Raw genomic sequence first — 12,397 nt, 5'->3', positions numbered from 1 at the left:
CGCGTGCCCTGTGGTGCACATGGCGGTACGAATGACAGTGTGGAGGTATGAACTTCCCCTTCCTGGGCAAGCGGCGCGTGGGGTCCCGGGTCCACGACGCCGAGGGCATCGGTGAGCTGCTCGCCGACTGTGATCTGCTGCGCTCGCAGGCCTCGCGGGATGGGGTCCGACTCGACGACTCCGCCGTCTCGTTGGAGCAGTTGGACCAGGTGCTCCCGCGATGGCGCGGCGACGAGGAGATCCTCGCCTGGCTCGGCAACGACGCCGGTCTGTACCTCGGCACCGTGATCGTGCGCACCGTGCCCGGCGCCGTCTGGAGCATCCGGACCGACGGTCAGCCCGTCGTCCGGCTCGCCTCCGGCCGGGAGTTCGACGTGGTGGCGTCCGGTCACGCGTGGGCGGCGGACGGGGCGCCCGAACTCTCGCAACTGTACGGCGAAGTCGCCGAAGCGTGATCCTTTGACCCCAGGAAGGTCGTAAATAGGGCTAATGCCCGTAAAGTGCGTGTCGTTGACATACCTACCTTTTGTCTAGATACGTTGCAGTCGTCAGCGCACACGAACGCACAGGGGGCACACGCAGGGTGCAGCCGGAGATCACTGCTCGCGCGGCGGGGCGGACACCACGACAGGGCGTCCGCGGGCGAGGAGAAGGTCAGCTGCGCACCGGGCCCAGGACCAATGCCGGTGACCTGGCCGTGCCGGGCCCGTTGGCGGTGGTGCGGCGAGGGTGGGGCGGGTCGAGTCACCCGCGCGGAGCGGTTGTCGGACCGGGGTGCGGCCGGGTCGCCGGGACCCCGCCCAGGCGACGCGCCCGCGCCCCGGCCCTAGGTCGTGTCTGATAATTGGTCTTGTGGTGGGTCGTGGTGAGCTGACGGATGTGGCGTGGGAGCGGATAGCGCCGCTGTTGCCGGGTGTTGACGGGCGGGGGCGTCCGTGGCGGGATCATCGGCAGGTGATCAACGGGGTGTTGTGGCGGTTGCGGACGGGTGGTCCGTGGCGTGACCTGCCAGAGCGCTTCGGGCCGTGGCAGACGGTCTATGAACGGTTCGCCCGCTGGGAGGCGGACGGGACCTGGGCGCGCCTGCTCGAAGAGGTCCAGGTCCGCGACGACTCGGTCGGGGCCGTGGAATGGACGGTCTCGGTCGACTCCACGATCAGTCGGGCCCACCAGCATGCAGCCGGCGCCCGCAAAAAGGGGCGTCGGCGGGGGACGAACTGGAAGATCCGGAACGCGAGGCGGATCGTCAGGCGCTCGGTCGGTCCCGCGGTGGGCTGACCACCAAGGTTCACCTCGCCTGCGACGGCCGGGGCCTGCCTCTGGCCGTCCTCGTCACACCCGGCAACGTCAACGACTCGACAGCCTTCGAGGCGGTCCTGGACGCGGTGAGAGTGCCCCGGACCGGCGTCGGGCGGCCGCGTCGCAGACCCGACGCGGTCATCGCCGACAAGGCGTATTCGTCACGGGCGATCCGCCGGACGCTGCGTCGCCGGGGCATCCGGGCGGTGATCCCGGAAAGGGCTGACCAGAAGGCCAACCGGATGCGGCGCGGCCGGGCCGGCGGCAGGCCACCGGCCTTCGACCGTGGTCTCTACAAAGCTCGCAACGTCGTCGAACGCTGCTTCAACCGGCTCAAGCAGTTCCGGGCCATCGCGACCCGCTTCGACAAACTCGCCGCCCGCTACCGGGCCGGACTCCACCTCGCAGCACTCATCCTCTGGCTCCGCGAACCGCGCCAAGACCATTTGTCAGACACCCCCTAGGCCCGGTGGGAGCCGGGTGACGTGGGTGCCGGGGTCGGCAGGGGAGCGGTGGCCGCCCGGGTCACGTCTCCGACGAGTTCGACGACATCCGGGCCGTACGCCTGCGAGTTGACCACCTTCAGCAGCAGCACGAAGGAGTTGCCGCCGTGCTTGCGGGCCAGTTTCTCGTGGTGCCGGGCAAGATAGCGGGTCGCCGCCTGATTGGTGATCGCGCGCTGGCCGCAGAACAGGAACGCGGGCCGGGCCTCCCGCCGGTCCCCGGCGGTGAGACGGGCCAGCAGCACATACTCCGTGATGCCCGCGTCCATGCGGTACCGCTCGCCGCCGATCTGGAAGGCGCCGCGGTCCGGACCGGGCTCCGGATCGACGTTGACCCGCACCCCGGGCAGCATGGCCGCCATGTGGGCGGCCATCCGCCGGTTCGACCCGGGCCCGCCCACGCAGAACTCCGTGCGCTCGCCGAAGCCCTGGTGGACCATGTCCTGCGTGACCACCTGGACGTGCGCGCCGCAGTCCTTGACCAGTGCCGACAGCTCCAGCAGCGCGAACACGTCGAAGCGGTGCACCGCCGGCTCGGAGGCGGCGGGGTCCCGGTTGACGACGAGCAGCGACTCGGAACTCTCCGGCAGCCCGAAGAAGGCCTGCTTGCGGCGGAGTTTCCGCTTCCACAGGTACGTACGGGCGAACCAGCCAAGCGCGGCACTGATGCCGGCCGCCACCACGCCCAGGACGATGTTGCGTACGTCGTCGCTCATGGGCGCGCATGCTAGCGGTCCTCGACGTACCGGTGTTCGACCGGGCGGCGCCGAAACAGTCCTGACGCGGCCATGACGATGAATTAAGCTGCCCGGACGGCTCTTCCCTGGAGGTGCGGATGCGGCGCCCTGTCGCACGGAAACTGGCGGTCCTCGCGGTCTCGGCGGCCGTGGTGTCGGTGGGGGCGGCGGCCCCGCCCGCCGCGCAGAGCAGACCGGCCGCCCCCAAGACCCCGGTCGCCGTCGGGTACGGCGGCGCGGTCGCCAGCGTCGACCAGGACGCCTCCGCCGCCGGCATCGAGGTCCTGCGCAAGGGCGGCAACGCCGTCGACGCCGCCGTGGCCACCGCCGCCGCCCTCGGCGTCACCGAGCCCTACTCCGCCGGCGTCGGCGGAGGCGGCTACTTCGTCTACTACGACGCCAAGTCCCGTACCGTGCGCACCATCGACGGCCGCGAGACCGCGCCCCTGAGCGCTGACGAGAACCTCTTCACGGAGAACGGCAAGCCCCTCGACTTCGCCGCCGCCGTCACCAGCGGCCTCGCCGTCGGCACCCCGGGCACCCCGGCCACCTGGCAGACCGCCCTCGACAACTGGGGCAGCCGAAAGCTCGGCTCCGTGCTGGAGCCCGCCGAGCGCCTCGCCCGGCAGGGCTTCACCGTCGACGACACCTTCCGCTCCCAGACCGCCGCGAACGAAGAGCGGTTCCGCCACTTCCCCGACACCGCAGCGCTGTTCCTGCCGGGCGGCGAACTCCCGGCCGTGGGCTCCACGTTCAAGAACCCGGACCTGGCGCGCACCTACCGTCAGCTGGGCCGCGAGGGCGTCGGCGCGATCTACCGCGGCACACTGGGCCAGGACATCGTCGCCACCGTCAACAAGCCGCCCGTCGACCCGGACTCCGGCTGGAACGCCCGCCCCGGCGACCTGTCCGCCAAGGACCTCGCGGCCTACCGCGCCAAGCTCCAGACCCCCACGAAGACCTCCTACCGCGGCCTGAACGTCTACTCCATCGCGCCCTCCTCCTCCGGCGGCACCACCGTCGGCGAGGCCCTCAACATCCTGGAGCGCACCGACCTCTCCAAGGCGAGCAAGGCCCGCTACCTGCACCGCTTCATCGAGGCGAGCCGTATCGCGTTCGCCGACCGCGGACGCTGGGTCGGCGACCCCGCCTTCGAGGACGTACCGGCGAGGGAACTGCTCTCGCAGCGGTACGCCGACTCGCGCGCGTGCCTGATCAAGGACGACGCGGTACTCACCAGCCCCCTGGCGCCCGGCGACCCGCGGCACCCGGCCCCCTGCGCCGACGGCGGAACCGCGGCGCCGACGACGTACGAGGGCGAGAACACCACGCACCTGACCGTGGCGGACAAGTGGGGGAACGTCGTCGCCTACACGCTCACCATCGAGCAGACCGGCGGCAGCGGCATCACCGTGCCCGGCCGGGGCTTCCTGCTCAACAACGAGCTGACGGACTTCTCCTTCGCCCCGGCCGACCCGGCCGTCCACGACCCGAACCTGCCCGGACCCGGCAAGCGCCCGCGCTCCTCCATCGCGCCGACGATCGTCCTGGACCAGCACAACAAGCCGGTCGTGGCGGTCGGTTCACCCGGCGGCGCCACCATCATCACCACCGTGCTCCAGACGCTCACCGGCTTCATCGACCGCGGCCTCCCGCTCGTCGACGCGATCGCCGCGCCGCGCGCCAGCCAGCGCAACGCCGCCGCCACGGAGCTGGAACCGGGCCTCTACGACAGCGCGTCGCGCGGCGAGTTGGAGGCGCTCGGGCACTCCTTCACGGCCAACCCCGAGATCGGCGCCGCGACCGGCGTGCAGCGACTGCCGGACGGCACATGGCTGGCCGCCGCCGAGAAGGAACGACGCGGCGGCGGCTCGGCCATGGTGGTCAGGCCGGTGAAGTAGGCGCTGCTCACGCCTCGGTGACGGGCGGCTCGGGCGTACGGAACGCCAGCCGCCCGTCCTCGACGTCGACCGTCACCCGGCCGCCCTCCGTGATCCGGCCGTCCAGGAGCAGCCGGGACAGCTCGTTGTCGACCTCGCGCTGGATGGTGCGGCGCAGCGGCCGGGCACCGTACTCGGGCTGGTAGCCGCGCTCGGCGAGCCAGTCCACGGCCGCGTCGGTGAAGTCCACCGTGATGCCCTGCGCGTGCACCATGCGGCGGGTCTGGTCGAGGAGCAGGCTGGTGATCCGCCGCAGTTGTTCGCCGCTGAGCTGGCGGAAGACGACGATCTCGTCGATGCGGTTGAGGAACTCCGGCCGGAAGTGCTCGCGCAGCGGGCGCAGCACCTGCTCGCGCCGGGCCTCCTCGTCCGCGTCGGAGCCGCCCGCGCCGAAGCCGATGCCGGCGCCGCGCCGGGTGATCACGTCGGAGCCCAGATTGCTGGTCATCACGACGACCGCGTTGGTGAAGTCCACGGTGCGGCCCTGCGAGTCGGTCAGCCGGCCGTCGTCCAGGAGCTGGAGGAGGATGTTGAAGACATCCGGGTGCGCCTTCTCCACCTCGTCCAGCAGGAGCAGCGAGTACGGGTGCCGGCGCACCACCTCGGTGAGCTGACCGGCCTCCTCGTGCCCGACATAGCCGGGCGGGGCGCCGACCAGGCGGGAGACCGTGTGCCGTTCCTGGTACTCGCTCATGTCGAGCCGGACCATCCGGTCCTCGCTGCCGAACAGCGCCTCGGCCAGCGCCCGTGCCAGCTCGGTCTTGCCCACGCCGGTCGGGCCGAGGAAGAGGAAGCTGCCGATGGGCCGGTCGGGGCTGGCGAGCCCGGCGCGGGAGCGCAGCACGGCGTCCGAGACGACCCGTACCGCCTCGTCCTGGCCGACCACCCGCTCGTGCAGATGGGACTCCAGGCCCAGCAGGCGGTCCTTCTCCTCCTGGGTGAGGCTGCTCACCGGGATGCCGGTCTGCCGGGACACCACCTCGGCGATGGACTCGGTGCCCACGACCAGGTTCAGGCCCTCGTCGGCCTCGTCGCCGCCGTCCGCCTCGGTGATCCGCTGCTTCAGCTCGGTGATCCGGTCGCGCAGCCGCGTGGCCTGCTCGTACTGCTCGTCCGCGACCGCCTGGTCCTTGTCCCGGATCAACTGGTCGACCTCGCGCTCCATGGCCCGTACGTCCGTGCCCTTGGTGCGCGCCCGGAGCCGCACGCGGGCGCCCGCCTGGTCGATGAGGTCGATCGCCTTGTCCGGCAGCCGCCGGTCGGTGAGATAGCGGTCCGACATCTCCACGGCCGCGACCAGCGCCTCGTCGGTGTAGCGGACCTGGTGATGGGCCTCGTAGCGGTCGCGCAGGCCGCGCAGGATCTCGATCGCGTCCACGGTGGTGGGCTCCGGCACCAGGATGGGCTGGAACCTGCGGGCGAGGGCCGTGTCCTTCTCGATCCGGCGGTACTCCTCCAGCGTGGTGGCGCCCACGATGTGCAGCTCGCCGCGGGCCAGCGCCGGCTTGAGGATGTTCCCGGCGTCCATCGAGCCGCTCTCGCCGCCGCCACCGGCGCCGACGACGGTGTGCAGCTCGTCGATGAAGATGATCAGCCGCTCGGAGTGGGCGCGGATCTCGCCCACGATGTTGTTCATCCGCTCCTCGAAGTCGCCCCGGTAGCGGGTGCCGGCGACCACGCCGGTCAGGTCAAGCGCGACGACGCGGCGGCCGACCAGCACGTCGGGCACGTCGCCGTCGGTGATGCGCTGGGCGAGTCCCTCCACGATGGCGGTCTTGCCGACGCCCGCGTCACCGATCAGCACCGGGTTGTTCTTGCCGCGGCGGGAGAGCACCTCGACGGTCTGCTCGATCTCCTCCTCGCGCCCGATCACCGGGTCGATCCGGCCCTGCTGGGCCAGCTCGGTGAGGTCGCGTCCGTACTTGTCCAGGGTCGGCGTGTTCGTGGCCCGTGCGTTCTCGGTGCGGGCCTTCGCGGCGTCCGGCGCCTCCGTGGGCAGGCTCGGGGGAGCGAACCGGGCCGCGTTCAGGATGTGCCCCGCGGCCGAGTCCGGGTTGGCGGCCAGGGCGCTGAGCACGTGCTCCGGGCCGATGTAGCCGGTGCCGGAGGACCGGGCCAGCTCGTGCGCGTCCAGCAGGGCGCGCTTGACGGCCGGGGTCAGCGAGAGCGACGTGGGCGGCGGCACCTCGCCCGGCGGGTGCTGCACCGGGCCGGTCCGCTCGTCGATCTGCGACGCCAGCGAGTCGGGGTCGGCGCCGGCCCGGCTGAGCAGGCCCCGGGTCGGCTCGGTGGTGAGCGCGGCCCGCAGCAGGTGCTCGGTGTCCAGGTCCCGGCTGCCGTGCTCGGCCGCGTACTGGGCGGCACCGCGCACCAGTTCCCGGGCGGGCTGGCTGAGCAGCCGCCCGATGTCGATCTGCCTCGGTCGCGGTCCGCCGAAGAAGCGTGCCAGGAATTCCGCGAACGGGTCGCCCTCCGGGCCCATGAAGCCGCTGGTCATCGTGTCCGGTCCTCCGCTGCTTCGCTGATCGGCGTGCCGGGGCCGGGTAACCCGGTCGGGGTGCGCTCATGCCCAACATGGCACGATCTGTTCCGGCGGGCATGCCGGGAGGCCGCGGGCCGGCCGGCCCGCGGCCTCCCGGCCGGCGGGGGAGCGGGTGCGGCGGCCCGGTCCTGAGCCGTGCCGGGCACCAGCCGCCCGGCTCAGCCGCCGTCCCTCGATGTCAGCACGCGCGGACCGCTCTCCGTGATCGCCACGGTGTGCTCCACGTGGGCCGCCCGGGAGCCGTCGTTCGAGCGCAGGGTCCAGCCGTCCGCCGCCGCGTGGTAGTCGTCCCGGCCGCCGGCGATCAGCATGGGCTCGATGGCGATGACCATGCCGTGCCGCAGGGGCAGTCCCCGTCCCGGCCTGCCCTCGTTGGGCACCCCCGGGTCCTCGTGCATACGGCGGCCGATGCCGTGGCCGCCGAAGTCGTCCATGATCCCGTAGCCGCCGGCCCGGCACACCGTGCCGATCGCGTGCGAGATGTCGCCGACGCGATTGCCGACGACGGCGGCCTCGATGCCCGCCGCGAGGGCCCGCTCCGCGGTCTCCACCAGCGTGACGTCCGCCGGGCGTGGGGTGCCCACGATGAAGCTGAGCGCCGAGTCGCCCGCCCAGCCGTTCAGCGTGGCCCCGCAGTCGATGGAGACGAGGTCGCCGTCGCGCAGCCGGTAGCCGTCCGGGATGCCGTGCACGATCGCGTCGTTCACCGAGGCGCAGACGACGGCCGGGAACGGGGTCGGTGCGAAGGAGGGCCGGTAACCGAGGAACGGTGAGCCGGCCCCCGCCTCCTTCAGCACCCCGTGTGCCACCTCGTCGAGTTCCAGCAGGGACACACCCACGTCGGCGGCCTGTCGTACGGCGGTCAGGGCGCGCGCGACGACCTGTCCCGCCTCGTGCATGGCGTCGATGGACGCGTCTGTCTTGAGTTCCACCATGCCAATTACTATACCGGTATTTGAATTGGGGTCACGCCGAGGGGGCCGGTATTAGAATGACGGAATGGTACGCACCCCACTGACCCCGGAAGAGCACGAGCGCGGCGAGCGGCTCGGGCGCCTCATCCGCGCGGCACGCGGCGAACGGAGCATGGTGGAGGTCGCGGCCGAGGCCGGCATCTCCGCCGAGACCCTGCGCAAGATCGAGACCGGCCGGGCGCCCACCCCGGCGTTCTTCACGGTGGCCGCGCTGGCCCGCGCACTGGGTCTGTCGATGGACGAGCTGGCCGGGCGGTGCGTGCCGGTGGGGGTGTGAGAGAGGTGTGACGACACACTTCCCGAAACTCCCCGTAGCGGCGTTGTAACACAGAGGGTGTTGCCTACGTGACCGGACGGACCGGATGGGTCGGAAGGACCGGGCCGGAATCCTCCGGCCGGGTGGGAGTCGAGCGATGGCCGTGGATCATCTGCCGGGCCGGGTCGGGCAGTTCGCCCGCTACCTGACCGATCTGCTGACGCGCCTTGACCAGGGCGACGGCTGGTGCGGGGTGTTCTGGCGGCGGGATCCCGACGGCATGCGGGCCTGTCTCGACGGACGCGAGGTCCCGCCGTGGGACGTGGTGGAGGCGCTGCTCCAGGATCTCGCCGGCCGGTACGGTGCCCCGGCCGCCGCGACCGAGACGGAACGGGCCCGCGCCCTGCACGCCGCCGCGCTCACCGCCTACGACTCCCTGCCGGGCGCCCGGGACGCCCTCGGCGACCGGCTCAACGTCATGCTCCGCGAACAGCGCTACGCCGCCGCACGCCAGGCCGAACTGGCGCGGCAGCTCTCCTCGTCCCCCGCCCCGGAGACCGCCGACCTCCTCCGCCTCGACCTCGCCTGGGCCCGAGACGACCACGCCCGCGCAACCGCCCGCTGCGCCGAGATCCAGTCCCGGATGGCGGAACTGGACCGGCACACGGGCGCCGCCGGACGGTTCCCCACGGAACCCGGCCCCCTGTCCCACGGCGGGCCGAACCCTCCGGCACCCGCCCGACCCACGCAGGGCGAGCCGGTGTTCACGGCTCAGGGGTCCGGCTCGGCGCCCCATGTCCCCGGCCCGGCCCCGTGGGAGCCGGAGCCCGCCCCTGACGGGACCGGCGCGGCGTGGCGCGGGCCCGCCGCCGGAGGGCCGGGCTCCGAGTTCGGCGAGCCGAGTTCCTCCACCTCCTACGCCTCCGGCCCGGTGTCCCACGCCCCCGCGCGCGCCGCCTACGGGCCCGATCCTGCTGCCCCGGGGTCCGCTCCCGCCGCCCCCGGGCCCCGCCACGCGCCTCGCGACCCCGGCAGGCACCCCGCCCGGGGCGCCCCCGCCGCCGACGCAGGCCCCACCGCTGCCGAAATCCCCGCCGCCGACCCACCCCCCGTCCCCAAACGGCGTAAGCGCCGCCGTGGCAGTGCTCGGTTCGCCGGGGTCGTCGACGACGTGGAGGTGGCTCCCGTCGCCGCGATGTCCCTCCGTGTACCGGCGGCACCCGCCGCGCCGGAGGGGCCGCGCGGGGCGCGGTTCGCCGGGGCCGCGGAGGGCGGGGAGGCGGCGGCACCGCGGCCCGTGCCGGAGGTGGCGGAGGCCGACCGGCGTGCGGTCGACCGCCTCGTCGAGTCGCTGGCTCGGCTGCGCGCCGAGGGCCGCAGCGGGGAGGCGCACGCCCTCCTCGCCGAGGCGGCGCACGGGCCCGCCGCCCGCTTCCCGGTGCTCGCCGAGCGGCTGGCGGACGCAGGCCTCGGCGCCGACTGGACGACCCTGCTGTGGGAGATGGCCTCCCTGCCCGCCGGCCCGCTGGTCGCCGCCGCCGACGCGCTGGCCGGAGCCGGACGCGGGGACGACGCGGAACAGGTCCTGCGACAGGGCGTCGCCCGCCCGGCCGCCCAGATCGGCGCGGCCGTCCTGGACCTGGTCGCCGAGGGCCGGCACCGCGCGGCCCGCGCGCTCCTCGACGCCTGCGTCCGGGCCCGCACCCCGCAGGAGGCGGCCCGCGGCGCCGAACCCGACCCGCCGGTCCTCGTACCGCTGCTGCTGGAGGCCGCGCACGGCGTCTCCGACGGCTGCCACTGGGACCTCCTGCACGCCCTGCGCGTCGCCGGACTCGCCACCTGACCGCCGCCCCGCCCGCCCCGTCCGTCCCACCACTCACCCACAGGAGTGCGAAACGCGATCGACACCGCGGCTTGACGACGATGGTCTTGGCAAGCCCGTCCGGCCAGGCTTACGTTCGTCCCTCTACGGCCTGCTCTACGGGCGTAGAGGCTCTGACGTCGTGTCGAAGGAGCAGCTCATGGCCAATGTCGTACGTGCCGCTCTCGTCCAGGCCACCTGGACCGGCGACACCGAGTCCATGGTGGCGAAACACGAGGAGCACGCCCGCGAGGCGGCCCGGCAGGGCGCGCGGATCATCGGATTCCAGGAGGTCTTCAACGCCCCCTACTTCTGCCAGGTCCAGGACCCCGGGCACTACCGCTGGGCCGAACCCGTGCCCGACGGCCCGACCACCCGCCGTATGCAGGCGCTCGCGCGCGAGACCGGCATGGTGATCGTCGCCCCCCTCTTCGAGGTCGAGCAGTCCGGCTTCTACTACAACACCGCGGCCGTGATCGACGCCGACGGCACCGTCCTCGGGACGTACCGCAAGCACCACATCCCGCAGGTCGAGGGATTCTGGGAGAAGTTCTACTTCCGCCCCGGCAACCTCGGCTGGCCCGTCTTCGACACCGCCGTGGGCAAGGTCGGCGTCTACATCTGCTACGACCGGCACTTCCCGGAGGGCTGGCGGCAACTCGGCCTCAACGGAGCGCAGCTGGTATACAACCCGTCCGCCACCCACCGCGGCCTCTCCGCCCACCTGTGGCGTCTCGAACAGCCGGCGGCGGCCGTCGCCAACGAGTACTTCGTCGCCGCGATCAACCGGGTCGGACAGGAGGAGTACGGGGACAACGACTTCTACGGGACGTCGTACTTCGTCGACCCGCGCGGACAGTTCGTCGGCGAGCCGGCCGACGACACCGAGGAGGAACTCCTCGTCCGCGACCTGGACCTCGACCTCGTCGACGAAGTACGCCGGCAGTGGGCCTTCTACCGCGACCGCCGCCCCGACGCCTACGAGGGACTGGTGCGGCCATGACCCGAGACCTGCCCGGCCGCCACCGCGCCGTGCTGCCCGACTGGCTCACCCTGTACTACGAGGACCCGCTGGAGATCACCCACGGCGAGGGCCGGCACGTCTGGGACGCCGACGGCAACAGGTACCTCGACTTCTTCGGCGGCATCCTCACCACGATGACCGCGCACGCCCTGCCCGAGGTGACCAAGGCCGTCGCCGAACAGGCCGGGCGGATCCTGCACACCTCGACCCTCTACCTCAACCGGCCGATGGTCGACCTCGCCGAGCGCGTCGCCCACCTGTCCGGCATCCCGGACGCCCGGGTCTTCTTCACCACCTCCGGCACCGAGGCCAACGACACCGCCCTGCTGCTCGCCACCACCTACCGGCGCAGCAACACGATCCTGGCAATGCGCAACAGCTACCACGGCCGCTCCTTCAGCGCCGTCGGCGTCACCGGCAACCGCGGCTGGTCCCCGACCTCCCTCTCCCCGCTCCAGACCCTCTACGTCCACGGCGGTGTCCGCACCCGCGGCCCCTACGCGCACCTGGACGACCGGGACTTCATCGACGCCTGCGTCGCCGACCTGAAGGACCTGCTCGGCCACACCCGCGCCCCGGCCGCGCTGATCGCCGAGCCGGTCCAGGGGGTCGGCGGCTTCACCTCCCCGCCCGACGGCCTGTACGCGGCCTTCCGCGAGGTGCTGCGCGAGCGGGGCATCCTGTGGATCGCCGACGAGGTGCAGACCGGCTGGGGCCGCACCGGCGAGCACTTCTGGGGCTGGCAGGCGCACGGCCGCGGCGGCCCGCCGGACATCGTGACCTTCGCCAAGGGAATCGGCAACGGCATGTCGATCGGCGGCGTCATCGCCCGCGCCGAGATCATGAACTGCCTGGAGGCCAACAGCATCTCCACCTTCGGCGGCACCCAGGTCACCATGGCGGCCGGCCTCGCCAACCTCACGTACCTGCTGGAACACGACCTCCAGGGCAACGCCCGGCGCGTCGGCGGACTGCTCATCGAGCGGCTGCGGGCCGTCGCCGCCCAGGTGCCGCACGTACGCGAGGTGCGCGGGCGCGGCCTGATGATCGGCATCGAGCTGACCCGGCCCGGCACCGACGAGGCCGCCCCCGAGGCGGCGTCCACCGTGCTGGAGGAGGCGCGCGCGGGCGGGCTGCTCATCGGCAAGGGCGGCGGCCACAGCACCAGCGTCCTGCGCATCGCCCCGCCGATGTCCCTCACCGTCGCGGAGGCCGAGGAGGGCGCCGCGATCCTCGACCGCGCCCTGCGGAGCATCTGAAC

General features: G+C 72.8%; 10 protein-coding genes. 7 read left to right on the top strand and 3 right to left on the bottom strand.

All coding sequences use genetic code 11. From position 1 onward, the window contains the following. Positions 1-47: 47 nt before the first annotated feature. Together AC4IHM_RS05315 and AC4IHM_RS05310 are read left to right on the top strand one after the other, a co-directional pair. Positions 48-455 (top strand): DUF6278 family protein, encoded by a 408-nt coding sequence (locus tag AC4IHM_RS05315; RefSeq protein WP_490865921.1) that lies wholly within the window; start codon positions 48-50, stop codon positions 453-455. Between the two features lie 400 nt (positions 456-855). Next, positions 856-1,763, top strand: a protein-coding gene (locus AC4IHM_RS05310; RefSeq protein WP_490870743.1) for an IS5 family transposase whose coding sequence is annotated in 2 segments (ribosomal slippage) — positions 856-1,201 and positions 1,201-1,763 — 909 coding nt in all. Because the reading frame shifts where the segments join, the coding sequence is not laid out codon by codon here. Here the strand turns inward: AC4IHM_RS05310 and AC4IHM_RS05305 are convergent. Then, complete coding sequence (locus AC4IHM_RS05305; protein WP_490865920.1) at positions 1,760-2,518, bottom strand: hypothetical protein; 759 nt, start codon at positions 2,516-2,518, stop codon at positions 1,760-1,762. The genes AC4IHM_RS05310 and AC4IHM_RS05305 overlap by 4 nt on opposite strands. Positions 2,519-2,637: 119 nt before the next feature. Between AC4IHM_RS05305 and ggt the strand changes: the two genes are divergently transcribed. Beyond that, on the top strand, positions 2,638-4,440 hold the full coding sequence (gene ggt, locus AC4IHM_RS05300) for a gamma-glutamyltransferase (protein ID WP_490865919.1): 1,803 nt from the start codon (positions 2,638-2,640) through the stop codon (positions 4,438-4,440). A gap of 7 nt (positions 4,441-4,447) precedes the next feature. Here ggt and AC4IHM_RS05295 read toward each other — a convergent pair whose 3' ends face one another. Both AC4IHM_RS05295 and map read right to left on the bottom strand, forming a co-directional pair. Then, positions 4,448-6,976, bottom strand: a complete 2,529-nt coding sequence (locus AC4IHM_RS05295; protein WP_490865918.1) for an ATP-dependent Clp protease ATP-binding subunit — start codon at positions 6,974-6,976, stop codon at positions 4,448-4,450. A gap of 203 nt (positions 6,977-7,179) precedes the next feature. Next, a complete protein-coding gene (map, locus tag AC4IHM_RS05290) occupies positions 7,180-7,956 on the bottom strand; it encodes a type I methionyl aminopeptidase (RefSeq protein WP_490865917.1) in 777 nt (258 codons plus the stop codon). Positions 7,957-8,020: 64 nt separating this feature from the next. Between map and AC4IHM_RS05285 the strand changes: the two genes are divergently transcribed. The 4 genes from AC4IHM_RS05285 to AC4IHM_RS05270 all read left to right on the top strand — a co-directional run bounded on the left by AC4IHM_RS05285 (position 8,021) and on the right by AC4IHM_RS05270 (position 12,395). After that, positions 8,021-8,272, top strand: a complete 252-nt coding sequence (locus tag AC4IHM_RS05285; RefSeq protein ID WP_490865916.1) for a helix-turn-helix domain-containing protein — start codon at positions 8,021-8,023, stop codon at positions 8,270-8,272. Positions 8,273-8,408: 136 nt separating this feature from the next. Then, positions 8,409-10,094 (top strand): hypothetical protein, encoded by a 1,686-nt coding sequence (locus tag AC4IHM_RS05280; protein WP_490865915.1) that lies wholly within the window; start codon positions 8,409-8,411, stop codon positions 10,092-10,094. A 178-nt stretch (positions 10,095-10,272) separates the two neighbouring features. Beyond that, positions 10,273-11,115, top strand: a complete 843-nt coding sequence (locus AC4IHM_RS05275) for a nitrilase-related carbon-nitrogen hydrolase (protein ID WP_490865914.1) — start codon at positions 10,273-10,275, stop codon at positions 11,113-11,115. Beyond that, a complete protein-coding gene (locus tag AC4IHM_RS05270) occupies positions 11,112-12,395 on the top strand; it encodes an aspartate aminotransferase family protein (protein ID WP_490865913.1) in 1,284 nt (427 codons plus the stop codon). Before AC4IHM_RS05275 ends, AC4IHM_RS05270 begins: the two co-directional genes overlap by 4 nt. Positions 12,396-12,397: the final 2 nt, after the last annotated feature.

The organism is Streptomyces sp. SL06 (genome assembly GCF_058244745.1).
The sequence above is the reverse complement of the archived record's forward strand: the minus strand, read 5'-3'. Positions and strand labels throughout refer to the sequence as shown.

Bases quoted from the DNA above. Each gene is read 5' to 3' on its own strand.
- AC4IHM_RS05315 (WP_490865921.1), top strand. From the start codon at position 48: ATGAACTTCCCCTTCCTGGGCAAGCGGCGCGTGGGGTCCCGGGTCCAC.
- AC4IHM_RS05305 (WP_490865920.1), bottom strand. From the start codon at position 2,518: ATGAGCGACGACGTACGCAACATCGTCCTGGGCGTGGTGGCGGCCGGC.
- ggt (WP_490865919.1), top strand. From the start codon at position 2,638: ATGCGGCGCCCTGTCGCACGGAAACTGGCGGTCCTCGCGGTCTCGGCG.
- AC4IHM_RS05295 (WP_490865918.1), bottom strand. From the start codon at position 6,976: ATGACCAGCGGCTTCATGGGCCCGGAGGGCGACCCGTTCGCGGAATTC.
- map (WP_490865917.1), bottom strand. From the start codon at position 7,956: ATGGTGGAACTCAAGACAGACGCGTCCATCGACGCCATGCACGAGGCG.
- AC4IHM_RS05285 (WP_490865916.1), top strand. From the start codon at position 8,021: ATGGTACGCACCCCACTGACCCCGGAAGAGCACGAGCGCGGCGAGCGG.
- AC4IHM_RS05280 (WP_490865915.1), top strand. From the start codon at position 8,409: ATGGCCGTGGATCATCTGCCGGGCCGGGTCGGGCAGTTCGCCCGCTAC.
- AC4IHM_RS05275 (WP_490865914.1), top strand. From the start codon at position 10,273: ATGGCCAATGTCGTACGTGCCGCTCTCGTCCAGGCCACCTGGACCGGC.
- AC4IHM_RS05270 (WP_490865913.1), top strand. From the start codon at position 11,112: ATGACCCGAGACCTGCCCGGCCGCCACCGCGCCGTGCTGCCCGACTGG.